We start from the raw sequence: 24850 nt of genomic DNA, 5'->3' as shown, positions 1-24850 counted from the left end.
CCCGCACCTCCGCGCGCTCCGGAAGCGCGCGTCCACCCGCCACTCCGCTCACCGGAACAACCGCCGCCACGTCTCAGGCCCCGGGAAGCCGTCCGCCGCCGCGCCCCGCCAGCCCTGGGAGCGCTGGAACGCCTCCACGTTGCGCCGGTCGCTCTCGCTCCACGAGCGGCCGGGGCCGCGCGCGTAGTGCCGGCCGAAGCCCTTGCGCACCAGTTGTCTGCCGAGCCGCTCGATCGCCGCGTGCGACTGCCCCGGGCGGAAGACGCCCCGGCCCGGATACGCGGGCCCACCCGCAGCGCCATGAGAACCGTGCGGAGCGGAGCCGCCGGTGCTGCCCCCGGCCGGGATGTCCCGGCCCTTCCCCTCCACCAGGTACGACCACGTCGTCGGGCCCGGCCGCCCGTCCGCGTCACCGCCCCGCCAGCCCTGCGCCAGCTGGAACGCCCGGGTGGCCCTGCGGTCGGCGTCGCTCCAGCGCGGGCCGGGACCCGACCGGTAGAAGCGCTTGCCGCCCCGGGCGACCAGCGCCTCGCCGAGCCGCGTCACGTGCTTGTTGCTCGCCCCGGGGGCGAAGGCCGCCGCGCCCGGATACCGCGCCGGCGCGGAGGCCGAGGGCCCCGGGCCGCCCGGGGAGCCGACGCCGACGCCCTTGTACCGATAGGCCACATAGCGGTCCGCGTACGTCCAGTAGGCATAGGGAGTGGACTGTTTCCGGGCGTGCGGGCGGGCCAGTTCGTAGGCGAGGTAATGCGTGCGCGTGTAGTCCGTCCAGCCCCCGAAAAGGGTCACGTGCGAGCCATTGGTGGGGTTCGCCGGATTGTGGAAGAGAAGAATGTCGCCGGGCTGAAGCTGGTCCTTGGAAATGCGCGTCGCGTAGGTGTCGAGGCTGCCCGTCCATTCGTTGCCGCCGAGGTTCCAGGCCATGGAGACAAAGCCGGAGCAGTCCTGCCGATAGCCGTCGGGCCGGTACTTCTCCATGCTGTAGGGAACCTTCTCGGCGACCCATGCCTTGGCCCGGTTGATGATCTCCGTCCGGGTGGTCGCCCGTACCCCTGTCGGCGCCGGCGCGCCCGGCAGGGCCACGCCCTGGCGGCCGTGCAGCGGGCTCGCGGGGCCCTGCGGGGTGTCGGGGCCGGTGTCCGCCGGACCCGCTTCCGGTCCCGCTTCCGGTCCCGCCGGGACGCCTCCCACCTCGGCCGATGCCACCGCGGGCAGCGCCTGGCCGCCGAGCACCGTGCCGGCCGCGGCGGCGAGGACGAGGGCGCGGCGCGCGCCGTGCGCCGCGGGGTGGCCGCCGAGCCGCGGGGGCAGCGCGAGCGCCGTCGTGCGGCGCAGGTGAATACAGCCGGGACAGTCGCAGTCTCTCTCGGGGGCGAATTCCTCGAACAGTGGAGCGGCCTCCATGCGATTCCCCTCACACCCCGGAAAAGAATGTTCGCGCATCTGCACGTCCGTCAGTTTCTCAACTGTCCCGGGATACCGCATGTTGACGGTCCGAATGATGGATCGGACCGCCACCCGGTCCCACCCGCGCACCCCCCACAGCGCCGGCCCTCGCCGGGCGGCCGCCGGGTGGTCGGGACCACCCCTCGGCATCCGGTAGAGTTATCCAGGTCAGCAGGCGCCGCTAGCTCAGTTGGTTAGAGCAGCTGACTCTTAATCAGCGGGTCCGGGGTTCGAGTCCCTGGCGGCGCACAGACAGCGAAGGCCCTCCGTTCACGCGGGGGGCCTTCGTCGTGTCCGCGCGGGGCCGGTCCCCGCATCCGTACCGCTAACGTGTCGCCATGGCGCGCGACATCCAGGAGCGGATCAAGAAGCTCATCATCGATTCCAGGCTGCCCTCCGGCGCCTCCCTGCCGACGGAGCCCGAGCTGATGGAGCGCCTGGGGGTCAGCAGGAACTCCGTGCGGGAGGCCCTCAAGGCGCTCCAGGCGATGGGGATCGTGGAGATCCGGCACGGTTTCGGGACGTATGTCGGCCCGATGTCGGTCGCGCCGATGATCGAGGGCCTGGCCTTCCGCACGGTCGCGGGCCACTACCGCGGCGAGGACAGCCTGCTCCAGCTCCTGGAGCTGCGCGAGGCCGTGGAGACCGGGCTCATCGCACGTCTCGCGGGCCGCGTCCCGGACGCCGACCTGGCCGAACTCGACGCCTTGGTGGCACGGATGGAGGCCGAGGCGGCGTCCCCGGAGGGCGCCGTGCACGCCGAGACCGACCGCGCATTTCACGCCACGCTCTACCGCGGCCTGGGAAACCTGCTGCTCGGTGAGGTTCTGGAGGCGTTTTGGGACGCTTTCCACAAGGTTCGCACGGACCTGGTGGACGTTCCGCTCGATCCCCGGGTCACCTGCCGCCAGCACCGGGAAATCCTCGCGGCGGTCCGCTCGGGCGACGTTCTCCGCGCTGAGCAGGCCATACGCGAGCACTTCGGCAACATCCGTACCCGCCTGAGCTCCCCCGTCCCAGCAGACACTCCACATCGCACGTATGACCGGTAAACCCCTTGTTTTCGCTCTTGCGATCATGCCGTAAGGCGTAGAACCCTGGCGATGCCAGGGGGCAGCATGCGAACGACCACGCGGCGGACCGCGTGCGGGGGGATGCTCATGACGTCGACGCCGCCGGGCGCCCGACAGAACGACCCGTCAGAGACGACCCGGCTCCGGGTGCTTTCGCACACGACGGGCGGGTTCCGCAGAATCAGGAAGTCCCTGCCGCGGTACGACTACGAGCACTACAGCCGGCTCGCCGGGCCCCTGACCCGGCCCGATCCGAGCAAGCCCTACCGGGTGAAGTACCGCACGCTGCTCTCGCAGGAGCCGCACAGGATTCGGGCCGCGCTGATGCTGGGCGCGGCCCCGCTGCTCTCCCTCGTGCTGCTCGGCTGGCTGCTCCAGCCCCAGCACTGGACGGAGCGGGACCACGTCGCGAACGACTGGCTGCCGGTCCTCGACGTCGTCATGCTCATATCCATCGGCCTGATCGAGTTCTTCCGCTGCATGAACGTGCTGTCGAACGCGCACGCCACGCTCGTCGCCCGGGACCCGATACCCGTGGTCCCCGAGACGGGGACCAGAGTCGCCTTCCTCACCTCGTTCGTGCCCGGCAAGGAGCCGATCGAGATGGTGACGAAGACCCTGGAGGCCGCGGTCAAGATCCGGCACCGCGGCCCGATGCACGTATGGCTCCTCGACGAGGGTGACGACCCGGAGGTCACGGAGGTCTGCCGGCGGCTCGGCGTCCACCACTTCTCCCGCAAGGGCGTGGCGAAGTGGAACACGGCCAAGGGCCCGCACCGCGCCAGGACCAAGCACGGCAACTACAACGCCTGGCTGGACGCGCACGGCGACGACTACGACTACTTCGCGTCGGTGGACACCGACCACGTCCCGATGCCGAACTACCTGGAGCGGATGCTCGGCTTCTTCCGCGACGAGAACGTGGGCTTCGTCATCGGCCCGCAGGTCTACGGCAACTACGACAATTTCGTCACCAAGGCCGCCGAGTCGCAGCAGTTCCTCTTCCACGCGCTGATCCAGCGCGCGGGCAACGCCTACGGCGCCCCGATGTTCGTCGGTACGTCCAACGCCGTACGCATCAAGGCGCTGAAGCAGATCGGCGGCCTGTACGACTCGATCACCGAGGACATGGCGACCGGCTTCGAGATCCACCGCGCCACGAACCCGGCGACCGGCAAGAAGTGGAAGTCGGTCTACACCCCGGACGTGCTCGCGGTCGGCGAGGGCCCGAACGCCTGGACGGACTTCTTCACACAGCAGCTGCGCTGGTCCCGCGGCACGTACGAGACGATCCTCAAGCAGTTCTGGAAGGCGCCGTTCTCCCTGCCCCCGGGCCGCCTCTTCAACTACACGATGATGGTCATCTTCTACCCGATGTCCGCCATGAACTGGATCCTGGCCGCGCTGAGCTGCGCGCTGTTCCTCGGTCTCGGCGCGTCCGGCGTGAACATCGACCCGACCATCTGGCTGATGCTGTACGGCAACGCCTCCGCGCTGCAGATCGGCCTCTACATCTGGAACCGCAGGCACAACGTCTCCCCGCACGAGCCCGAGGGCTCCGGCGGTGTGGCGGGCATGGTGATGTCGGCGCTCTCCGCACCGGTCTACGCGCGCTCGCTCCTCGACGCGGCCCTGCGCCGCAAGAGCAGGTTCGTGGTGACCCCCAAGGGCGACTCGGCGAGCCCCGACACGCTGTTCGGGACCTTCCGGATCCACCTGTTCTTCATCCTGGTCTTCGGCGGCTCGATGGCCGCCTCCTTCGTGTACGGGCACTCCCACCCCGCGATGATCGTCTGGGCCACGTTCGCCCTGCTGATCACGGCCGCGCCGATCTTCGCGTGGCGCTGGGGCATGCGGCAGGACAGGAAGAGGCCCGAGCCGCCCGCGCCCGACGTGATCGTGCCGCGGCAGAAGCCCAGCTGGGCGGCGGCGCCCGACCAGACCCTGCAGATTTCCCGGATTTCCCATGGGGGACGTGAGAAATGAAAGACCGTGCCGGTCACCGCCGCCGCGCCCGCCGCATCGCGATAGGCACGGCGGTCGTCCTCGCGCTGGCAGGGATGAACGGCCCGTGGCTGTGGCGCGTGGGCTCCGAGAAGTACCACGACTACAAGATCAACAAGCCGGAGTACAAGGCGGCCAACGGCCACTGGGAGGTCCTCGACTTCCCTGAGGAGTACCGCCAGAACACCATCCACGCGGCGCTCCTGCACACGGGCAAGGTCCTGCTGGTCGCCGGGTCCGGCAACAACCAGAAGAACTTCGACAAGAAGAAGTTCGACACCCGGCTGTGGGACCCGGTCAAGAACACCGTCAAGAAGATCCCGACGCCCACCGACCTGTTCTGCACGGGCCACACCCAGCTGGGCAACGGCAACCTGCTGATCGCGGGCGGCACCCAGCGCTACGAGAAGCTGAAGGGCGACGTCACCAAGGCCGGCGGCCTGATGATCGTCCACAACGAGGACCCGGACGAGCCGAAGACGATCCCCGCGGGCACCACGTTCACGGGGAAGAAGAACGGCAGGACGTTCGTCTCCCAGGACAGCGTCCTGGTCGAGAAGGCGAAGAAGGTCTTCGACAAGCAGACCGGCCGGTTCCTGCGCACCGAGCCGGGCCTCGGCCGGGTCTACGTGGAGGCGGCCAGGAGCGGCGCCAAGTACGAGACGGGCACCCAGGACAACTACCGCATCCAGGGCCTGAAGGGCTCCGACACCCGCAACGTCTACGGCATGGCGCAGAAGCTCGCCCTCGACAAGAAGGACTTCCAGGGCATCAAGGACACCTTCGAGTTCGACCCGGTCGCCGAGCGGTACATCAAGGTCGACCCGATGAACGAGGCGCGCTGGTACCCCACGCTGACCACGCTCACCGACGGCAGGATCCTCTCCACCTCGGGCCTCGACGAGATCGGCCAGCTGGTCCCGGGCAAGAACGAGGTGTACGACCCGAAGACGAAGAAGTGGACGTACACGAAGGGGATCCGCCAGTTCCCGACGTACCCCGCGATCTTCCAGCTGGCCGACGGCAAGCTCTTCTACTCCGGTTCCAACGCGGGCTACGGCCCGGACGACGTCGGCCGCAAGCCCGGCATCTGGGACCTCAAGGCCAACAAGTGGCAGGGCGTCCCCGGCCTGAGCGACCAGCACCTCCTGGAGACCTCCGGCACGGTCGAGCTGCCGCCCGCGCAGGACCAGAAGTACATGGTCGTCGGCGGCGGTGGCGTCGGCGAGTCCAAGGAGTCCACCGAGAAGACCCGCACCGTCGACCTGAAGGCGGACGAGCCCCGCTTCGTCGACGGGCCCCCGCTGGAGAAGGGCACGCGCTACCCGCAGATCTCCACGCTGCCCGACGACACCGTGCTGATCTCGGGCGGCTCCGAGGACTACCGCGGACGCGGCGACTCCAACATCCACCAGGCGCGGATCTACGACGCGAAGACCGGTGAGATGCGGCGGGTGGCCGACCCCGAGGTCGGCCGCAACTACCACTCCGGTTCGGTCCTGCTGCCCGACGGCCGCGTGATGTTCTTCGGCTCCGACTCGCTCTACGCCGACGAGGCCGACACCAAGCCCGGCGTCTTCGAGCAGCGCATCGAGATCTACACGCCGCCGTACCTCTACCGCGGCTCGCAGCCTTCGCTCGGCGCGGGGCCGAAGACGATCCCACGGGGCGGGTCGGGGACGTTCCCGACGAAGCACGCGTCGTCCCTCAAGACGGCCCGCCTCATCAAGCCGAGTGCGTCGACGCACGTCACGGACATCGACCAGACGTCGGTCGCGCTCGACCTGAAGAAGGCGAAGGGCTCTGTCACGGTGACGGTCCCGAAGAACCGGAGCCTGGTCGAGTCCGGCTGGTACATGCTCTTCGTGACGGACGACCAGGGCACGCCCAGCAAGGCACGCTGGGTCCACGTGCCCTAGGGACGCCCCGCAGGGGCGTTTCAGGGGCGCGGGGAACTGCGCGCTCAGCCCACGAAAAGCCGCAGTCGCACCTGCCGGGTACTCGGCAGACGCGACTGCGGCTTTGTCGTGGTTGCTCGCGCAGTTCCCCGCGCCCCTAGTCAGCCTTCGCGAGGCCCAACGCATACTCCGGCCACCACTCGCCGGCCTTGGGGCCGCCCCGGCACGTGCCGTCGGACTCACCGGGGCGCTTGACCCAGAGGTACGCGTCGACGAGTGGGTCGGACGTCTTCGTCGTCGGGGTCTCGCCGAGGGCCCGGCCCGGCGGGTTGCACCAGGGGTCCTTGCCCTTGGTGTACGCCCCGTTGCCGTTGCGGCCCGTGTCGATGACGAACGGCTTGTTGCCGATCTTCGCCGAGAGGTTCTTGCCGAACTCGGTGCTGGACTCGGTGGTCTGGAAGTTGGAGACGTTCACCGCGAAGCCGTCGGCCTGCTCGACGCCGGACCGCTTCAGCGGCTCCCAGAGGGCGTCGGGGTTCTGCCAGCCCGCGTTGCCCGCGTCGAGGTACACCTTCGTGTTCTTCAGGGACTTGAGCTTCTCGACGGCGCCCTTGAGGAGGTCGTAGCGCTCCTCGTGGAACTCCTTCGGCGTGCAGTTGTCGACCAGGTGGAGGACCGCGTCGGGCTCCAGGACCACCGTGGCGTGCCGGTCGCCGATGCCCTGGGCGACCTGGTCGATGAAGGCGCGGTACGCGTTGCCGTCGGCCGCGCCGCCGCCCGAGTACTGGCCGCAGTCGCGGTGCGGGATGTTGTAGACGACGAGGAGGGCGTCCCGGTCGGCCTTCTCCGCGGCCTCGGTGAAGCCGCGCGCCTGGTCCTCCGCGTTCTCCGGGACGAGCCACTCGGCGACCGGCTGCTCGGCTATCCTCCGGATCAGCTCGGCGTCGTCCTTCTTGCCTTCCTCGGCGTACGAGGCAGCCTGCCTGGCCGCGTTGCCGTCCGGGTTGACCCAGTACGGGTCCTTCTCCTTGGGCTGCTGCTTCACCGGCCGGCTCGACGTGTCGTCCGGCGAGTCACCGCCGGAGGAGCACCCGGCGAGGAGGAGCGCGGCCCCGGCGAGCGCCGCTCCCGTCCGCATCCCCCGGGTCGCGAAACCGCGTCCGCGGCCGGTGTATTTGCGGTACATACACTCCCCCTCGGGTGCACTGGCCCTGTTGCAATCCTGGCATACCCGGCCCCTGCCCACGAGGTCCGCGGGGCCCGGCGCAGGGAGCTGTACGAGAGCTGTTACAGCCCGCCCCAGCGGGGTAGGCGCAGTCCGCGGGGAGTGGAGGTGCATGGGGCATGCGAGACCGCGACAGCGAACTGCGGCTTGCGGACGTCCTGGTGGAGACCGCGGACACTCTGACCGACGACTTCGACCTCGGCCGCTATCTGACGTGGCTGGCCGACCGCTGTGTGGAGCTGCTCGGCGCCCGGGGCGCCGGGGTGATGTACACCGCCGGCATCGACGACGTGTTCCTCGCCGCCTGTGGGCGTCAACGGGCGGCGATCCTGGAGCTGTTGGAGATCCAGCACCTGGGCGGCCCGTGTGTGGAGAGCTTCGGCACCGGCGAGCCCGTGGCGCCGGTACGGATCGACTCCGCCGTCGCGGGGGCCCGCTGGCCGGCGTTCGCCGCGCGGGCCTGCAAGTACGGCATCGCGGAGACGTACGCGGTGCCGATCAGGCGGAACGGCACGGTACTGGGCGCGCTCAACGTCTTCGTGGCGGCGGCGCATCGCGGGGTGGGCCGGGAGAGCGGGCCGACGTCCGTCCGCGAGGTGCGGATCGCGCAGGCCCTCGCCAAGGCCGCGGCGACCGGCCTGCACAACCACCGCACCCACTTCGCGTGCCGGCTGCTGTCCGAGCAGCTCCAGACGGCACTGAACAGCCGCATCCGTGTCGAACAGGCCAAAGGGATACTCGCCGAGCGCTGGCAGACGGGCATGGACGATGCGTTCGAGGCGATGCGGAGTTACGCACGCAGAGAACAGCAGGTCGTCGACCTGGTGGCCGTGCAGGTGATCAAGGGGCTGATCGATGCCGAAACCCTTCGGCGGCGCAGGTCCGGACCTTCCTGAAGGACCGCTCCCACCTGCGCTGATCACACAGGGACAGGGGCCTGCGACATGGCGTCATTCTGCCTCGATCGCCCCCTAGGCCCGCGCGCTCATTCGTTCTACAGTTTCTTGCACGGCCCAAGCCCCCGGCCTGTCGGCCATTCCGCGTTTCGGGATGGTCCCCGTACCTCCCGCGCCGGCGCCGGGTTTCTCCCGCAGCCCGTGCGCGCGCGGTCGAGGACCAGCCCGGTCGGCGGCTCCGGGGGGAGCGGGCCGCCGACCGGGCCAGGTACGGGAGCCGGGCGCCGGGTTGCCCTACGACCGCACACCCGTGAGGTAGGCCGACACGATCACGTTGGCCGAGTACGTGCGGGCGGTCTTGTCGAAGACGCCGCCGCAGGTGATGAGCCGCAGCTCGGCGCGGCCCTCCTGGTGCGGGCCGTACGCCTTCTCGGCGTCGAAGCGTGCCCGGGTGACGACCCGCACGTCGTCCACCGTGAACTCCGCGACCGTGCCGTCGTCGCGGGCCACCCTGATCTGCTCGCCGGCGCGCAGCGCGCTCAGGTCGTAGAAGACGGCCGGTTCGGTCTCCGTGTCGACGTGGCCGACGAAGAGGGCCGCGCCGGGCTCCCCGGGGCGGGCGCCGCCCGCGTACCAGCCGACGGTGTCGGCCTGGGCGAAGGACGGCGGGTCTATCGCGCCGTCGGCGTCCAGACCGCGGGCCGCCACCGGGGCCCGCACCTCCAGTGAGGGCACGTCGACGCGCTGCGGCCGTGCGGGCGTCAACGGTTCGTGTGCGGGCGGGAGTTCGACGCCGAGGGGGCGGCCGACCGCGGCCACGTCACCCGTGGCGGGCGCGGACATCCCGCCGCGCAGACCGGCGATGTCACTGCCCCAGAGCCAGAGGGCGACCAGGAGTACCGCCCAGGCCACGCCGGTCAGCAGGCGTCCCGAGCCGGTCGCGCGTCCACCGCTGGACACGGTTCTGCCCGCCCGTCACTCGGAGCGTCGTCGTCGGCGGACGCTGCGGAACGCGACGGCCACGGCGGCGACCCCGGCGAGGACCAGGCCGATCACGGCGTGCCGGGTGCCGGGTCCCGCCTCCTCCGCCTCGGCCGAGGTGGCGGTGGTCAGCCGCGCGCCGCCGCCACCGGCCCGCACCGGGGCGACCGGGGCCGCGTCGTTCCTGCCCACCTGGACCGTGCCGACGCCCTGGTGCGGGTGGCCGTCGCAGGTGACCGTGACGTCGAACGTCCCTGAGACGCCGCGCCTGATCTTGGTGCTGCCGTTGAGCGCGTACTTGCCGCCGTCGCGTCCGGTGAGCTCGGCGTCGCCCTCGAAGGCTCCCGAACCGGCCGTACCGGTGGTGCCCCCACAGCCGGAGACGCTCACCTCCACGGTGGCGCCGGGCGCGGCGTCGGACGGGGTGACGGTGGCCCGCACCGCGTCCTTGTCGTGGGCCTGGGCCGCACCGGCGGGCAGGACGGCCGCCAGGACGACGGCCACCCCTACCCGACGGAGAGCTAGGGAACGTATACGCATCGTGAACCTCCACTTACGAGGTTCACCCGCACCGGACGACTCCGCATCTCGACGGAGGTCCGGGCCGGTCAGACGCGGTCGACGAGGTCGGCGATGGAGTCGACGATGTTCGAGGGGCGGAAGGGGTGGCGATCGATGTCGGCCCGGGTCGTCAGCCCCGTGAGCACCAGGAACGTCTCCATCCCGGCTTCGAGACCGGCGAGGATGTCGGTGTCCATGCGGTCCCCGATCATCGCGCTGGTCTCCGAGTGCGCGCCGATCGCGTTCAGCCCTGTCCGCATCATCAGCGGGTTCGGCTTGCCCGCGAAGTACGGGTTCTTGCCGGTCGCCTTGGTGATGAGGGCCGCGACGGCCCCGGTGGCGGGCAGCGGCCCCTCCATGGAGGGGCCCGTCTCGTCGGGGTTGGTGCAGATGAAGCGGGCCCCGCCGTTGATGAGGCGGACGGCCTTGGTCATGGCCTCGAAGGAATACGTGCGGGTCTCGCCGAGGACCACGTAGTCCGGGTCGTGGTCGGTGAGGACGTACCCGATGTCGTGCAGGGCGGTGGTCAGGCCCGCCTCGCCGATGACGTACGCGGTGCCGCCGGGGCGCTGGTCGTCGAGGAACTTGGCGGTGGCGAGCGCGGACGTCCAGATGTTCTCGACGGGCACGTCGAGGCCCATGCGGTTCAGCCGGGCCTGGAGGTCGCGCGCGGTGTAGATGGAGTTGTTCGTCAGGACGAGGAAGGGCCTGCCGGACTCGCGCAGCTTCTTGATGAAGGCGTCGGCGCCCGGGATCGGTACTCCCTCGTGGATGAGCACGCCGTCCATGTCGGTGAGCCACGATTCGATGGGCTTGCGCTCTGCCATGGGGTGCACTCCTGCGGTGTACGAGGTGGCTGGGGCGCCGGGACAGCGCTGTGCCGACACCCCACAGCCTAATCAGGATGCGGTGATCTTGACCCCGCCGATCACATCGGGCTTGGGCGCGACGGCTCGTGCCTGACGGCTCAGCTGCCCGTCGCCGACTTCCAGTCCTCCACATACGACTGGAGGTTCTCGGAGATGTCCTTCCAGTCCGGCTCGAAGACCTCCACCCCGTCGATGATCTTGTCGAGGGCGATGGCGTTGGCGTCGGTGGCCTTGATGTCCTCGCGGGCAGAGAAGCCGCCGCCGATCTCGCTGACCTGCCGCTGCGCCTGCTCCCCGAGGAGGTGGTCGAGGAACTTCTTCGCGTTGGCGCTGTGCGGGGCCTTGCTGACCAGACCGGCCGCGTAGGGCAGCGCGAACGTGGTGGGCCTGTCCGGGTCCTTCTCGGTCGCGGGGAACCAGATGCCGAGGTTCGGCATGTCCTTGGACTGCGCGTAGTTCATCTGGACGTCGCCATTGGCGGCGAGCAGCTCACCCTTGTCGACCTTGGGCGCGAGCTTGCCGGTGGAGGCGGACGGGCCGACGTTGTTGGTCTGCAGCTTCTTCAGGTACGCCATCGCCGGCTCCTTGCCGCCGAAGTCGTGCATCGCCTTGATGAGCACGGCGGTCCCGTCGCCCGCGACGCCCGGCGTGGAGTACTGCACCTTGTTCTTGTACGCGGGGTCGGTGAGGTCCTCCCACGTCTTCGGCGCCTTGCCGCCCGCCAGTTCCTTCTTGTTGTGGATGAACCCGAAGTAGTTCTTCACGACCGCGGTCCACTTGCCGTCGGCGGCCTTGTCGGCGCCGCCGACCCGGTCCGACCCCTTGGGCTCGTACGCCTGCAACAGGCCCTTCTCGTCGGCCTGCTGGATGAACGGCGGCAGGGTGATGATGACGTCGGCCTGCGTGTTGGACTTCTCGCGGACGGCGCGCTGCACCATCTCGCCGGAGCCGCCCTCGACGTAGTTCACCTTGATGCCGGTCTTCTTCTCGAAGTCCTCGAAGACCCGGTCGTACCAGCCGTCGCCGTTCTCGCCCTTGAGGCCGTCGGCGCTGTAGACGGTGACGACCTTGTCGTCGGACGCGGCCGAGCTGCCGCCGCACGCGGTGAGGGAGCCGGCGAGGACGAGGCTGCCGGTGACGGCGGCGAGCGCTCGGACGCGGATGCGGGGGTGACGCGACATGACGTTTCGTACTCCTTGGGACAGGGAGGCGGGGAGGTCAGCGGTAGGAGGCGCGGGTGCGGACGCGGGAGACGGCGAGCAGCACGAGGAGCGTGGCCGCCATCAGGACCACCGCGAGGGCGGCGCCGGTGAAGGTGGACCCGCGGTCGGTGGCCGCGAAGATCCGCACGGGGAGCGGCGTCCAGTCCGGCGGGTAGAGCATCATCGTGGCGCTCAGCTCGCCCATGGAGAGCGCGAAGCAGAGCCCGGCGGCCGCGTTCAGGGACGGCAGCAGGAGCGGCAGCTTCACCTTCCACAGGACGTACGAGGGCCGGGCGCCCAGCGACGCGGCGGCCTGTTCGTACGCCGGGTCGAGCCGCGCGATCGCCGCCGTGACGGACTGGTAGGCGAATGCCGTGACGAGCAGGGCGTGCGCCAGGATCACGATCCACCGCGTCCCGTTGAGGATCATCGGCGGCTTGGAGAAGGCGACGAGGACCGCGAGGCCCACGACCACGGACGGCACGGCGACAGGCAGCACGAACAGCGCGTCGAGGACCCTCTTGCCGCCCTTCCTGCCGCCCTTCTTCAGCGAGGCGGCGGCGAGCGCCGCCCAGGAGCCGACGGTCAGCGCGAGCAGGCTGGCGCCGAGGGCGGTGACCAGGCTGGTGGTGAGGGCGCGCAGCGACTCCCCGCGGGTGGCCGAGGCGTAGTGCTCGCCGGTGAGCCCGGACGGGAAGGCCCCCGACCAGTGCTCGGAGAACGACGCCGTGAGGATGACGAGCAGCGGCAGCGCGAAGAGGGGCAGGAAGAGCACGGCGAACAGGACCCAGACGGCCCACTTCCCCTTGCGGCTATGCACCAACACGACGGCTCACCACCCGGTAGAGGCCGTAGAGGCCCACGGAGATCGCGATGTTGATGACGGCGACGACGCACGCGGCCGGATAGTCGGACTCAAGGATGGCTTTGCTGTAGACGAGCATCGGGAGGGTGGTGACGCCTTTCGCCCCCGTGAAGAGGACGATCCCGAACTCGTTCAGGCACATGACGAGGACGAGGCTGCCGCCGGCGGCGAGCGCGGGCAGCGCCTCGGGCAGGATGACGCGCCGCACGATGCGGGCGGGCCCGGCCCCGAGGCTCGAAGCGACCTCGATCTGCGCGGTGTCGAGCTGCGAGAACGCGGCGAGCAGCGGCCGCATCACGAAGGGCGTGAAGTACGTGATCTCGGCGAGCAGCACGCCCCACGGGGTGGTCAGGAACTGGAACGGCCCCTCGGCGGCGCCGGTCGCGTCCGTCCACACCCCGTTGGCCATGCCCTTCGTCCCGTAGATGAAGAGCAGGGCGAGAGTGATCAGGAAGGACGGGAAGGAAAGAAACACGTCGATGAACTTCGCGACGGTCTTCCCGCCGGGGAACGGCACGAACGCGATGACCAGCGCGAGCGCGAACCCGAGCACGAGACATCCCACGGTCGCCCCGACCGCCAGCCACACGGTGGTCCCGAGCGCCTCCCGGAACGCCTCGGAGGCGAACACGTCGGAATACGGCTGGAGAGAGGTCCCACCGCTGTCGGGCCGCACGGACTGCTGCACGACGAGGAAGAGGGGATAGAGAAAGAACACCCCGAGAATCCCGACGGGCGGCAGAACCCACACGAACGCGGGCAGACGCCACCCCCGCCGAGCCCCGGACTCCTGCCGCTTCTGCTGTGGGCAGGCGTTCCGCACGGCGATGGGGGTCCCCCCTGATCGAGCGGAGTCGAGAGATTGGGGGAGGGTGGGCACAGCCCCCGGTGCCGGGCCACTTGTACCGTGGCGCCCAGTGGGACTACCCATCGGTCACCCCTCCGGCCAGGAGCACCGCGTCCTCGGGCAGGAAGTGCAGGGTGACCACGTCGCCGATAGCGGGCGGATCCCGAAGCTCCCGGACATCCACCTTCACCCGCTCCCCGGCCACGTCGACGTACAACCGATGGATGGCACCCCGCCATTGGACTTCGGCGACCCTGCCCCGCAGGGGGTTCGGGCCCTCCCCGAGCCCGACCAGATGCGGCCGCACGCACAGTGTGGCGGTCGCCCCAGGGGCGACACCCCCCGTGTTCACCTTCAACGACACCCCACCGAAGGAGACGGCCCCGGTCTCCACCGTCACCGCGAGGAGGTTCGCGTTGCCGACGAACGACGCCGTGAACTCCGTGCGCGGCGCCCGGTAGAGCTCCTGCGGGGTCCCGCAGTCCCGCAGCCGGGCCCGGTCCATGACGGCGATCCGGTCGGCCAGGGTGAGCGCCTCGACCTGGTCGTGGGTGACGTACAGGATCGACACGTCGGGCAACTCGCGGTGGAGGCGGGCGAGTTCGGCCAGCATTCCGGAGCGCAGCTGCGCGTCGAGCGCGGAGAGCGGCTCGTCGAGGAGCAGCACGCCGGGCCGGATGGCGAGTGCCCGCGCGATGGCGACCCGCTGCTGCTGCCCGCCGGACAGTTCGCGCGGGAACCGCCGCGCGTACGCGGCCATGCCCGTCATCTCCAGCGCCTCGGCGACCCGCCCGGGGATCTCCGCCTTTGCCGTCTTCTGCGCCTTCATACCGAAGGTGACGTTGTCCGCGACCCGCATGTGCGGGAAGAGGGCGTACTGCTGGACGACCATGCCGATGCCCCGCCGGTGCGGCGGCAGCGCGGTGACGTCGCGCCCGCCGATGAGGACGCGCCCGGACACGGGCCGCACGAACCCGGCGACGGCCCGCAGCGCGGTCGTCTTGCCCGACCCGGAGGGCCCGAGGAGGGCCATGACCTCGCCGGGTTCGACGGTCAGGTCGAGGGAGTCGAGGACGGTGTTCCCGTCGTACGCGACGGAGACCCCGTCGAAGCGGATGCCGCTGCCCATCAGCCGACTCCCCGGAGCAGCGCGGGCAGTTCGGCGACGGAGCCGAGCACGTGGGTGGCCCCGGCCTCGCGGAGCGCGGTGTCGCCGTGGGCGCCGGTGAGCACTCCGGCGACGACGGAGGCGCCGGCGCGTACGCCGCTGAGCATGTCGTACGCCGTGTCGCCCGCGACCGCGACGTCCCGGACGCCGTCCACGGCACCGGTCCGCAGGAACGCGCTGAGCACCATGTCGGGGTAGGGGCGCCCGCGGCCGCCCGCGTCGGCGGGGCACAGGGTGAGCGGGACGAGGCCCCGCCAGCCCAGCGCGTCGAGGATGGCGTCCTGGGTGATCCGGGCGAAGCCGGTGGTCAGGACGACGGTGCGGCCGTCGTCCGCGAGCTCCTCGATGGCCTCGCGCGCCCCTGCGATCGGTGCGATGCGACCGCCGTCGACGAGCGTCCCGTACGCCTTCTCGAAGGCGGCGTTGGCCTGCTGCGCGAGCTTCTCCTCGCCGAACAGGTGCCGGAAGACGGAGATCTTGGACTCGCCCATCGTGGCGCGGACGTACTCCAGTTTCGCGGCGTGGTCGGCCGAGCCGGGCTCGACCCCGAGCTCCCGCGCGGCGGCGGCGAAGGCCTGCTCGACGAGGCCGCCGTCGGCGACGGTGGTACCGGCCATGTCGAGCACGACGAGCCCGACGCGGCCCTGCGTCTTGTCGGTCAACTCCCTCACCATCCCAGTTCGTTCGCTGTCTGCTCGGCGATCGCGGGCGAGCAGGTCATGCCGCGCCCGCCGGGCCCGGTGACCAGCCACACGCCGTCGCGTACCTGCTGCCGGTGCACGACGCGGCTCGTGTCGACGCACTGGGCGTACACCCCGGCCCAGCGCCGCCTGATCTTCGGCAGCGGGCGGCCGAGGAAGCCCTCGACGACCTCGGTGAGGTGGTCGTAGGGCTCCTCGACGGTGTCGAAGGCGAAGGGGTGCTCGTACTCGTGGGTGTCGCCGATGGTCAGGCCGCCGTCGGCGCGCTGCACCATGAGCAGCTGCATCTTGTGTGCGGCGGCGGTCGGCGTCTGGGCCTGCCCGGCGTTGAGCGCGTCGAGGGCGTCCGACCGGTACGCCGGGTAGTAGCGGAAGCTGTCGGCGTCGGCGACGGAGGTGGTGAGCGGTTCGCCGAGGGGCTCGGTCTGCATCATCTGCAGCCGTACGCGGCGCACAGGCAGGTCGGGTCCCGCGAGCTCGCGGACGAGGCCGCCGAGCCAGGCGCCGGTGGCGAGGACGACGACGTCTCCGGTGTGCACGTCACCGTGGTCGTCGCGGACCGCGCTCCCGCCGACGACGTCGCGTACCTCGCGCCCGGGCAGGAAGGTGTAGCGCGGGGAGGCCAGAAGGGCTTCCCGCAGCCGGAGTTGAGCGGTGCGTGGCTCCACGGCCGCGTCCCGTTCGCACCACAGGCCGGCGCTGAACTCACCGCGCAGGGCCGGGTTGAGGGCACGTGCCTCGTCGGCGCTCAGCAGCTTGTGGCCGCGGGCCGCCGCGTCCGGGCGGGCCAGGGCGGCCTCGGCGACGGCGTGCTCGCGTTCGTTGCGGACGAGGGTGAGGGAGCCGTTGGCGCGGAAGCCGAGGCCCGGCACGCGTTCGCCGATGTGCTCCCACAGCTCGCGGGCGCGCAGGGCGGTGTCGAGCTCCTCGCCGCCCGCCCGGCCGCTCACCCATATCTGCCCGAAGTTGCGCAGGGACGCCCCGCGGGCCTCGCTCTCGCGCTCGATCTGTACGACCTCGTGGCCGCGTTCCACTGCGTGCCAGGCGTGCATGGTTCCCACCACGCCGGCTCCTACGACGATGACTCTCACGGCGGCAACGCTCCTGGGGGCCGGTGTCCCGGGCGGGGCCGAACGGCAACGGGACGGTGAACGGCCACCCAAGCTTGGCCTAGACCCGTTATCTTCTCGTTACCGAACTTGATGAGCGAGGGGTGGCCGCCGCTTCAGCCGAGATGCGTGGTGAACGAGAACCGGTCGCCCCGGTAGAGGGTGCGCACCCGCTCCAGCGGGCGGCCCGACGTGTCCCGCGACAGCCGGTGGATCAGGAGCATGGGCAGCGCGGGCGGCGTCCCGATGAGCAGGGCCTCGCGCGGGGTGGCGAGGACCGTCTCGATCCGTTCGTCGGCGTCGCCGAAGGAGATGCCGAGGCTGTCGCGCAGGTAGGCGTAGAAGGAGGAGTCGGGCTCGAAGTCGGTGTCGAGCCGCGGCACCCGCGCCACGGAGACGTAGGTGCTCTCAAGGCCGACCCGCTCGTCGTCGGCGAGCAGCACGCGTTCCATGTGCCAGACGGGCTCGCCCGCGTCGGTGCCGATCTCGCGGGCGAGGGCGGGCGGGCACGGGAACCGGTCGAGGGAGATGAGGTTGCGTCCGGGGGTACGCCCCTGCCGCCGCACGCCCTCGGTGTAACTCGCGAGGGACAACGGCTGCTCAAGCTTCGGCCCCGCCACGACGGTGCCGCGCCCCTGTCTGCGCAGCCGCCCCTCCAGGAGCAGTTCGCGCAACGCCTGCCGCACGGTCTCGCGCGCCACTTCGTACCGCTCGGCGAGATCTCGCTCGGTGGGCAGCGGCTGCCCGTCCCCCAACTCCTCGATGAGCGCGGCGATCCGCGCCTTCACGGCGTAGTACTTCGGGATGCGGCCGTGCTCGGGGATACCGGAGCGGATGGGGGCGCCCGGCGCCTGGTCGAGCAGGTGGGCGGGGTGGTGCGCGGTGTTCGGAATGTCCACGCGGGGATGTTCGCAGACGTACGTGAACGGGGGTCGCCGGACCCTGGGCCGTGCCCGCCCCTCAGCGCCGGCGGACTCGTGGGCGGCGGGCGCCCCACAGGGCGAGGGTGCCGCTCCCGACGAGGACGACGGCTCCGGCGGCGGCGATGCGCGTGACGAGCGGGACGTCCGAACCGGTCTCGGCGAGCTCGGCGCGCAGGCCGGCGGGCGGCTCGGCGGCGAGCTCCGCGGAGGCGCCGGGGGCGAGGTCGAACGGGTAGTCGTTGGAGGCGCCGACCCAGTCGCCGTCGCCGTCCCTGCGCTGGACGACCGCGGCGGAGGCCACGACGTGGTTGGGCCCGGCGTCGGCCGTGAAGGCGAGCCGGACCTTGACGGTGAGGGTACGGCCCGGCGCGACCGTGAAGCCGGGGAAACCGTCGTCGAAGACACCGACGTGCTCGCCCTGACCGGTCCGCTCGAACGCCACGGGCCGCCACCGCGTCCCGTCGACGAACCGCAGCCGCACCTGCCGGGACGTCAGCGTCCGCTCCTCGTCGACGAGGACGAGGACGGGGTGGATGTTGCCGCAGGGCTCGTCGGTGGCGTTGGTGAGGTCGACCGTCCAGTCCTCGTGCCCACCGCCGGGCCGGTAGATGGCGGGCCCCCGATGAATCCGGGCGTCGATGGGGAAGTCGACCCGGTCCTCCCCCGCACAGGTGGCCCGCCGAACCGCACCACCGCGCCCACGCTCCCGTTCCTGTCCCCGGCCCCGCCCCCATCCCTGCTCCCGGCCCCGTACCCCCTCCCACTCCCGGTTCCGGACCACACGGAGCCCGGACTCTCCCGGGGCAGCGGCACAGAGATCCCGGCCCACACCCCTTGCCACCTCACAGTCGGCCCCGCCGCCACCCCGCACAACACCCTCCCCGGCCACGGAGGGCGCGGCGGGCACGAGGGCGGCGGCTGCGGCGGCCACGGCAGTGGCACCGAAGGCGAGAGAACTGCGGAAGCCCATGAAGAACCTTTACTGAGCGCTCACCGGCGAACGGGGGCGCTTCCGACCCTGCCACGCGTGCGCGACACGGCCACCCCACCACCGTCGGACAGGCCCGACCGGCCCACCCAAGCCCCCCGTTCAGGCGAGATCCCCGTCCCCGCGCATAAGTCCCCGCCGCATGACTGCCGCATGACCGCCGCATGCCCCCCCCTGACTGCCACCACCAGCAACCCGCCCTCAACGCACCGGAAAAGCCACCTCCGCGCGCCCGAAGAGCGGTGCGAGGACGAGCTGTGCCGCCCCCTCCGCCACCCCGCGCTCCCCTCCCGGCGCGAGACTCACCGGCACCCGAACCTCCCCGCCCCCGCGCCGGACGCGCTCGGCGACGACCGCGCCGACCCCCCGTACGAAAAGCTCCCCCGCGGCGAAGACGGTCCGGCCGCCGAGGAGGACGCGGTCGATATCGAGGAGGCCGACGAGGTTGCCGGCGGCCGTGCCGAGCACCCGCGCCGCCTCGTCGAGGTCGCCCCGGGCGACGGCCGCGAGGCAGAGCGCCTCCACGCAGCCCCGGTCCCCGCACTCGCAGGACGGCCCGTCCAGCTGCAGCACCTGGTGGCCGAACTCGCCCGCGCCGGTACGGGCCCCGCGGTGCAGGGCGCCGCCGAACACGAGCCCGGCGCCGAGCCCGGTGCCCAGATGGAGGTACGCGAAGGAGTCGGCGGCACTCGCGAGAGCGAGGCCGAGAGCCGCGGCGTTGGTGTCCTTGTCGACCACGACGGGCAGCCCGAGCCGCCCCGAGAGCACGTCCCGCAGCGCGAACCCGTCCCACTCCGGGAACCCGGTGACGCGGTGCAGCACCCCCGCCGCGTGGTCGAGCGGCCCGGGCAGCGCGACCCCGACCCCGGAGACGGTGCCGCGGCCGAGGAGCAGCCCCCGCACTTCCCCGACGGCCACCTCGACCACGGCCTCCGCGCCCGCGCCGAAGGCGAGCGGAGCGCGGCGTTCGGCGACCACCGCGCCGGTCAGGTCGACGAGGACCGCCGTCAGCTCGTCACGGTCCAGGTGGAGGCCGACCGCGTGGCCCGCGCCGGGGACGAGGCGCAGCACGGTGCGGGGCTTGCCGCCCGTGGAGGCGCGGCGCCCCGCCTCCGCGGCCAGCCCCTCGGCCCGCAGCCTCGCGGTGATCTTGCTGACGGCCTGCGGGGTGAGCCCGGTGCGCTCGGCGAGTTCGAGGCGGCTGATGCCCGCCTCGCCCGCGGCGCGCAGCAGATCGAGCACGAGGGCAGCGTTGTGCCCGCGCAGCACCGGCAGGTTCACTCCGGGGTTTCCCCTGTTCACGTACGACGTCACAGGGCCATTGTCCCGTCCGCTTGCACTTTGGCAACACCGTTGCTTAAGTGGAGGACATGACTGGTACAGGCCCCAAGACCGGCACAGGCACCTCAGACACCTCAGGCACCCCCCTCCGCGTCGGCCTCATCGGGTACGGCCTCGCGGGTTCCGTCTTCCACGCCCCGCTGATCGCCGCCACCGAGGGCCTCGTCCTCGACACGGTCGTGACGTCGAACCCCGAGCGGCAGGCGCAGGCCCGCGCCGAGTTCGGCGACGGCCTGCGCTGCGCGGCCTCGGCCGACGAGCTGTGGGACCGGGCTGACGAGCTCGACCTGATCGTCATCGCGTCGCCGAACAAGACGCACGTGGCGCTCGCCACCGCCGCCCTCAAGGCGGGCCTGCCGGCCGTCGTGGACAAGCCGGTCGCGGGCACGGCCGCCGAGGCGCGCGGGCTCGCGGCCCTCGCCGACGAGAGCGGGCTGCTCCTCTCCGTCTTCCAGAACCGCCGCTGGGACAACGACTTCCGCACCCTGCGCAAGCTGATCGCCGACGGCGGGCTCGGCGACGTATGGCGCTTCGAGTCCCGTTTCGAGCGGTGGCGGCCGAAGCCGAAGGGCGGCTGGCGCGAGTCCGGGAACCCGGAGGAGATCGGCGGCCTCCTCTACGACCTGGGCAGCCACGTCGTCGACCAGGCCCTGGTGCTCTTCGGCCCGGTCGTGAGCGTGTACGCCGAGTCGGACGTGCGGCGCCCCGGCGCGGAGGCCGACGACGACACGTTCCTCGCGCTCACCCACGCGAACGGCGTCCGTTCGCACCTCTACGTCAGCGCCACCACCGCCCAGCTCGGCCCCCGCTTCCGGGTCCTCGGCTCGCGGGCGGGCTACGTGAAGTACGGCCTCGACCCGCAGGAAGCGGCCCTGCGCGACGGCAAGCGCCCGGCCACGGCCACGACCGCGGACGACCCGTGGGGCGTGGAGCCGGAGTCGATGTGGGGGACGGTCGGAGCCGGGGAGTCCCCGCTGACCGGCGGCGGCACCCCGCTGCCGACCCTGCCTGGCGACTACCCCGCGTACTACGAAGCGGTGGCGAACGCCCTGCGCGGCACCGGCGAGAACCCCGTCACCGCGCACGAGGCCGCCGCGGCCCTGGACGTCCTGGAGGCGGCCCGCCGCTCGGCCCGCGACGGCGTGGCGGTGACGCTGTGACCCCGCCCCCCGCCGCCGCCCCGTCCATCGACGAGCTGGAGGCCCAGGAGCGCCGCCTGGTCCTCCCCCACTTCACATACGACGACGCCTGGGCGCTCGGCACGCTCCTGGTGGAGCTGGCCCGCGAGCGCCGCGCCCCCGTGGCGATCGACATCCGCCGCGGCGGCCAGCAGCTCTTCCACGCGGCGCTGCCCGGCTCCACCCCGGACAACGACGCCTGGATCGACCGCAAACGCCGCGTCGTCGAGCGCTACGGCTGCTCCTCGTACCTGGTCGGCTCCCGCTTCCGCGCCAAGGGCACGACGTTCGAGGACTCCTCCCGCCTCGACCCCGACGTGTACGCGGCCCACGGCGGCGCGTTCCCGCTCGCGGTGGCGGGCGCGGGAGTGATCGGCACGGTGGTGGTGTCGGGACTGCCGCAGGTGGAGGACCATGCACTGGTGGTAGAGGCGCTGGAACGGTTCGTCGCAGCCTGAACCAGGATTGTTCAGCGCAATGAGTGAAAACCACTCGCTTGAATGAGTGGAAGCGACACTGTGGGGCCCCAGGGACCCCATAGTGTCCGTCCATGCAGCTGCCCGCGTTTGTAGACCTGCGTCCCATCGGGCGTTGCAACCTCAGCTGTCCCTTCTGCTTCGGCCCCCGCCACGAGGTGCCCTCGATGCCCCGGGAGACGGCTTTACGGATCGCTGCCGTCCTCCGGGACTCGGGCGTGCGAGGCGTCGTCATCTCCGGTGGAGAACCGACACTGCTGCCCTACCTCCCCGAGCTGGCCGAGGAGTTGAACCGGCCGCTGCCGTCCGGGCGGCCGCCCCGCGTCGTCCTCAGCACCAACGGCCTCGCCCCCCTGAAGTCCATGCAGCGCATCCTCCCCCACCTCTCCTGGCTCGCCCTGCCACTGGAGTCCAAGGACGCGGCGGAGCACGGACTGCTGCGCACCGGCAGCCCGGCACCGCACCGCGACAGGGTGCTCGACCTGCTGAGGGAGGTGCGCAAGAACCACGGGCACGTCCGGGTGAAGCTGGGCACGGTCGTCACGCGCCTCAACGTGAAGGGCGCGCCGCACGTCCTGGACCTGATCGAGGACGAGGCCTCGCTGCCCGACGTGTGGAAGGTCTACCAGATGTCCGAGACCAACTACGGCGCGGACAACCGGGACTGGCTCTCCATCGGCGACGCGGAGTTCGAGGACGTCGTCGAGCAGTGCGAGGAGGCCGCGCGGCGGCACCGCGTGGCCTTGAGGGTGTACCGCAACTCGACCCGCACCGGCAGCTACTTCTTCATCGATCCGGACTGCGAGATCGTCGTCGTCGACGAGGGTGAGGAACGGAGGATCGGGAATCTCTTCGAGAAGCTCGCGGACCGCACGCTCCGGCCCGCCGAGCTGATCACCCCTGCCCGGAACGTCGAGAACTTCGCCGGCACCTACCCGGACCCGGACGGCCCGGATCCGGACGGCCCGCCGGCCCCGTGAGGAGCTCCCGATGACAGCGCACGTACGCGTAGGTGTCCAGGCGATCGTCCGCCTCGGCGGTGACGTCCTTCTCGGCCTGCGGGCCAACTGCTTCGGCGCGGGCACCTGGGGCCTGCCCGGCGGCCACCTGGAAGTGGGCGAGTCCCTGACGGACGCCGCCCGCAGGGAACTGGCGGAGGAGACCGGTGTCCAGGCCCTGGACCTGCGGGTCGCCTGCGTGACCGACCCGGACCCGGCGGCCAACCACCACATGCAGGTCGGCGTCGAGGTCGTCGACTACACCGGCGACATCCTCGTACGCGAACCGGACCGCTGTCTGCGCTGGCAGTTCTGGCCCCTGGACGCGCTGCCCGAAGCGCTCTTCGTCGGCTCGGCGGGCGTCCTGAGGAGCATCAGGGACGGCGCGGTGCACTGCCCCTGAGCTATTCGTGGCTCTTGCTCCAGCGGTCGTCGGACTGTGTCGTCATCAGCGCGCGCAGCCTTTCCTTGTGCTTCTCCTCGTGCATGCCGAACTGCTCCCACGTGCTGGTCAGTTCCCACTGCGTACGGAACGCCGCGAGGCTGTCCTCGTAGTACTTGCTGTCCTTCAGGAACTGGTGCTCGAAGACGCTCAGGCCCCTGCGGGTGCGCTGCAGCGGATTCATCGTGATGTACGGCTCGAAGAATCCCGCTTCCGACGTGAGCAGCGTCGACCCGGATATGTCGGTGGGGGTCAGCTTCAGCTCGATGTGATCGGGGAACCGGTCGCGCAGGTCCTGATAGGAGGCGATGACCGGCAGGAACGTCTCCTGGTAATACGTGCTCGCCCGTACCCGGTCCACGATGTTCTGGTGGCTCACCGGCTCCGATTCCGCGCCGTGCTGCATGAAGATCGCGAGATTGTTCCAAGGACTGCTCAGAATCACGTGGAAATAGGTGCCGCGCTCCAGGGCGCGGTAAATCTGCCAGTAGAAGATGTCCAGGTCGGCGAGGAAATACGAGGCGCCCGCGTGCGCGGTCAGCCGGATCACGTTCCGCTCCGCGCCGATCGCCTTCTGCTTCGCGGTGTTGCGTACGTCGTTCTCCTGCGGTGTGTACGTACGGTCGATCCGGTACGGCAGATCGTCCGTCTGCACCGTGGCCGCCCGCAGGTGCGCGAGCGCCTCCCGTATCGCGAGGGTCTGCGCGTGCTCCCGGCCCAGCGCCTCCACGGCCATCTCCTCGGCGCTCTCCAGCAGCATCACGGCCCGCCGCCTGCGCAGCAGGCTCCCCGAGCCGCCGCTCGCCGCCTCGAACTCGGCGACGGCCAGGGCCGCCTGGGCCACGATGGTCTCGCGGTGGGTCGCCCCCAGGAACGCCGACGCGTTCAGCTTCACGATCTCCAGCTCGCTCAGCTGCCGCTCGCTGAGCTCCACGTCGTGCCCGGCCGCGGCCGCGTGGAACGTCGCCGTGGCGAGGGCCCGCCGGGCGGCGATGGCCGCGGGGTGGTCGCCGCCCTTGAGGGCGATGGAGTGCTCCGCGGACCTGTCGAACTTCTGCAGGGTGTCGTGGATCCGGTCGATGTCCTTGTCCGCTCTGGCGACTTCGAGCCGCACCAGGTCCGCGGTCAGCCGGGCGTCGGGGTCGTCGCCCGGCCGCGTGTCCATCTCCTCCAGCGCCTTGTCGGCCCAGAAGTCGGCGTCGCCCAGGTCGCCCCTGCGCAGGCTGACGGCGCTCAGGTTGGCGAGGATGCGGCCCCGCTCGGGCACCCGGCTGCCCCGCTCGGCCCTGCTCAGCGCGCGGCCCAGGACGAGCCGCGCCCGTTCCAGTTCGCCGTGCTCGGCGAGCAGCGAGCCCAGTTCGTTCCAGACGGACGCCGCGTACACCTCGCGGTCCGCCTCCACGATCTCCATGTGCCGCAGCGTCATGTCGGCCACCGACAGGGACAGCGTCTTCATGCCGAGGGCGCTCAGCAGCTTCGCCAGGTGGATGAGCTGTCCCGCGCGTAACCGCTGGGACTTGTCGGCGGGGTCGGGCCTGCGGACGTGCTTCACGTAGGCGGCCAGGCGGCCCTTGTCCCGGCGGCGCGGCCCGGCGGGTGCCAGGAGCATCTCTTCGGCGACGGCTATGGCGTCGTCGAGGTACTGCGTCGTCGTCATGG

The 24850-nt window shown here is 71.2% G+C and carries 23 protein-coding genes and 1 tRNA gene; 9 read left to right on the top strand and 15 right to left on the bottom strand.

Annotated elements, in window-relative coordinates:
• Nucleotides 1–48 precede the first annotated feature (48 nt).
• Nucleotides 49–1404 (bottom strand): peptidoglycan-binding protein, encoded by a 1356-nt coding sequence (locus tag AB0H82_RS00855; protein WP_362987324.1) that lies wholly within the window; start codon nucleotides 1402–1404, stop codon nucleotides 49–51.
• A gap of 217 nt (nucleotides 1405–1621) precedes the next feature.
• Here AB0H82_RS00855 and AB0H82_RS00850 point away from each other — a divergent pair.
• From AB0H82_RS00850 to AB0H82_RS00835, 4 genes are all read left to right on the top strand, one after another.
• Nucleotides 1622–1695: transfer RNA gene (locus tag AB0H82_RS00850), tRNA-Lys, on the top strand.
• Nucleotides 1696–1784: 89 nt separating this feature from the next.
• The gene (locus tag AB0H82_RS00845; protein ID WP_362987323.1) at nucleotides 1785–2498 is read left to right on the top strand and encodes a FadR/GntR family transcriptional regulator; all 714 of its coding nucleotides are present in this window, start codon (nucleotides 1785–1787) and stop codon (nucleotides 2496–2498) included.
• 108 nt (nucleotides 2499–2606) lie between these two features.
• Nucleotides 2607–4505, top strand: a complete 1899-nt coding sequence (locus AB0H82_RS00840) for a glycosyltransferase family 2 protein (protein ID WP_362987710.1) — start codon at nucleotides 2607–2609, stop codon at nucleotides 4503–4505.
• Nucleotides 4502–6442: a kelch motif-containing protein gene (locus tag AB0H82_RS00835; RefSeq protein WP_362987321.1), complete on the top strand. Its 1941-nt coding sequence runs from the start codon at nucleotides 4502–4504 to the stop codon at nucleotides 6440–6442. The genes AB0H82_RS00840 and AB0H82_RS00835 overlap by 4 nt, the downstream gene beginning before the upstream one ends.
• Before the next feature lie 136 nt (nucleotides 6443–6578).
• On the opposite strand, the gene AB0H82_RS00830 is transcribed toward AB0H82_RS00835, so the two are convergent.
• Nucleotides 6579–7607 (bottom strand): glycoside hydrolase family 6 protein, encoded by a 1029-nt coding sequence (locus AB0H82_RS00830; protein WP_362987319.1) that lies wholly within the window; start codon nucleotides 7605–7607, stop codon nucleotides 6579–6581.
• Nucleotides 7608–7765: 158 nt separating this feature from the next.
• On the opposite strand from AB0H82_RS00830, the gene AB0H82_RS00825 reads away from it, so the two are divergent.
• Nucleotides 7766–8542 carry an ANTAR domain-containing protein gene (locus AB0H82_RS00825; protein WP_362987317.1) on the top strand — a complete coding sequence of 259 codons (777 nt, stop codon included), beginning with the start codon at nucleotides 7766–7768 and terminating at the stop codon, nucleotides 8540–8542.
• A gap of 294 nt (nucleotides 8543–8836) precedes the next feature.
• Here the strand turns inward: AB0H82_RS00825 and AB0H82_RS00820 are convergent, their stop codons facing one another.
• The 12 genes from AB0H82_RS00820 to AB0H82_RS00765 form a co-directional block, all read right to left on the bottom strand.
• Nucleotides 8837–9502 carry a class F sortase gene (locus AB0H82_RS00820; protein WP_362987315.1) on the bottom strand — a complete coding sequence of 222 codons (666 nt, stop codon included), beginning with the start codon at nucleotides 9500–9502 and terminating at the stop codon, nucleotides 8837–8839.
• A gap of 15 nt (nucleotides 9503–9517) precedes the next feature.
• Nucleotides 9518–10063, bottom strand: a complete 546-nt coding sequence (locus AB0H82_RS00815) for a hypothetical protein (RefSeq protein WP_362987313.1) — start codon at nucleotides 10061–10063, stop codon at nucleotides 9518–9520.
• Nucleotides 10064–10131: 68 nt separating this feature from the next.
• Nucleotides 10132–10911, bottom strand: coding sequence for an HAD-IIA family hydrolase (locus AB0H82_RS00810; RefSeq protein ID WP_362987311.1), 780 nt, complete (start codon nucleotides 10909–10911; stop codon nucleotides 10132–10134).
• Between the two features lie 140 nt (nucleotides 10912–11051).
• A complete protein-coding gene (locus tag AB0H82_RS00805) occupies nucleotides 11052–12134 on the bottom strand; it encodes a 2-aminoethylphosphonate ABC transporter substrate-binding protein (protein ID WP_362987309.1) in 1083 nt (360 codons plus the stop codon).
• A gap of 37 nt (nucleotides 12135–12171) precedes the next feature.
• Complete coding sequence (locus AB0H82_RS00800; RefSeq protein WP_362987307.1) at nucleotides 12172–12981, bottom strand: ABC transporter permease subunit; 810 nt, start codon at nucleotides 12979–12981, stop codon at nucleotides 12172–12174.
• Entirely contained in the window at nucleotides 12968–13783 is an 816-nt protein-coding gene (locus AB0H82_RS00795; protein WP_362987708.1) for a 2-aminoethylphosphonate ABC transporter permease subunit, read from the bottom strand. The genes AB0H82_RS00800 and AB0H82_RS00795 overlap by 14 nt, the downstream gene beginning before the upstream one ends.
• A gap of 160 nt (nucleotides 13784–13943) precedes the next feature.
• On the bottom strand, nucleotides 13944–14996 hold the full coding sequence (locus tag AB0H82_RS00790; RefSeq protein WP_362987305.1) for an ABC transporter ATP-binding protein: 1053 nt from the start codon (nucleotides 14994–14996) through the stop codon (nucleotides 13944–13946).
• The gene (locus AB0H82_RS00785) at nucleotides 14996–15697 is read right to left on the bottom strand and encodes an HAD family hydrolase (protein ID WP_362987303.1); all 702 of its coding nucleotides are present in this window, start codon (nucleotides 15695–15697) and stop codon (nucleotides 14996–14998) included. The genes AB0H82_RS00790 and AB0H82_RS00785 overlap by 1 nt, the downstream gene beginning before the upstream one ends.
• 5 nt (nucleotides 15698–15702) lie before the next feature.
• Complete coding sequence (locus AB0H82_RS00780; protein ID WP_362987302.1) at nucleotides 15703–16827, bottom strand: TIGR03364 family FAD-dependent oxidoreductase; 1125 nt, start codon at nucleotides 16825–16827, stop codon at nucleotides 15703–15705.
• Nucleotides 16828–16961: 134 nt separating this feature from the next.
• Nucleotides 16962–17744 carry a GntR family transcriptional regulator gene (locus AB0H82_RS00775; protein ID WP_362987299.1) on the bottom strand — a complete coding sequence of 261 codons (783 nt, stop codon included), beginning with the start codon at nucleotides 17742–17744 and terminating at the stop codon, nucleotides 16962–16964.
• 61 nt (nucleotides 17745–17805) lie between these two features.
• Complete coding sequence (locus AB0H82_RS00770) at nucleotides 17806–18549, bottom strand: hypothetical protein (protein ID WP_362987297.1); 744 nt, start codon at nucleotides 18547–18549, stop codon at nucleotides 17806–17808.
• Nucleotides 18550–18957: 408 nt separating this feature from the next.
• Nucleotides 18958–20070: an ROK family transcriptional regulator gene (locus AB0H82_RS00765; RefSeq protein WP_362987296.1), complete on the bottom strand. Its 1113-nt coding sequence runs from the start codon at nucleotides 20068–20070 to the stop codon at nucleotides 18958–18960.
• Between the two features lie 56 nt (nucleotides 20071–20126).
• Here AB0H82_RS00765 and AB0H82_RS00760 point away from each other — a divergent pair, with 56 nt between their 5' ends.
• The 4 genes from AB0H82_RS00760 to AB0H82_RS00745 all read left to right on the top strand — a co-directional run bounded on the left by AB0H82_RS00760 (nucleotide 20127) and on the right by AB0H82_RS00745 (nucleotide 23152).
• Nucleotides 20127–21257: a Gfo/Idh/MocA family oxidoreductase gene (locus tag AB0H82_RS00760; RefSeq protein ID WP_362987294.1), complete on the top strand. Its 1131-nt coding sequence runs from the start codon at nucleotides 20127–20129 to the stop codon at nucleotides 21255–21257.
• Complete coding sequence (locus AB0H82_RS00755; protein WP_362987292.1) at nucleotides 21254–21733, top strand: heme-degrading domain-containing protein; 480 nt, start codon at nucleotides 21254–21256, stop codon at nucleotides 21731–21733. Before AB0H82_RS00760 ends, AB0H82_RS00755 begins: the two co-directional genes overlap by 4 nt.
• Before the next feature lie 92 nt (nucleotides 21734–21825).
• Nucleotides 21826–22731, top strand: a complete 906-nt coding sequence (locus AB0H82_RS00750) for a radical SAM protein (RefSeq protein WP_362987290.1) — start codon at nucleotides 21826–21828, stop codon at nucleotides 22729–22731.
• Nucleotides 22732–22741: 10 nt separating this feature from the next.
• Nucleotides 22742–23152 carry an NUDIX domain-containing protein gene (locus AB0H82_RS00745; protein WP_362987288.1) on the top strand — a complete coding sequence of 137 codons (411 nt, stop codon included), beginning with the start codon at nucleotides 22742–22744 and terminating at the stop codon, nucleotides 23150–23152.
• Nucleotide 23153: 1 nt separating this feature from the next.
• Here AB0H82_RS00745 and AB0H82_RS00740 read toward each other — a convergent pair whose 3' ends face one another.
• A complete protein-coding gene (locus AB0H82_RS00740) occupies nucleotides 23154–24848 on the bottom strand; it encodes a hypothetical protein (protein ID WP_362987286.1) in 1695 nt (564 codons plus the stop codon).
• Nucleotides 24849–24850 lie beyond the last annotated feature (2 nt).

Origin of the sequence: Streptomyces sp. NPDC050732 (genome assembly GCF_040654255.1) — a bacterium.
Taxonomy (GTDB): Bacteria; Actinomycetota; Actinomycetes; order Streptomycetales; family Streptomycetaceae; genus Streptomyces.
Note: the sequence above shows the minus strand (reverse complement) of the source record. Positions and strands in the feature narration are given on the sequence as shown.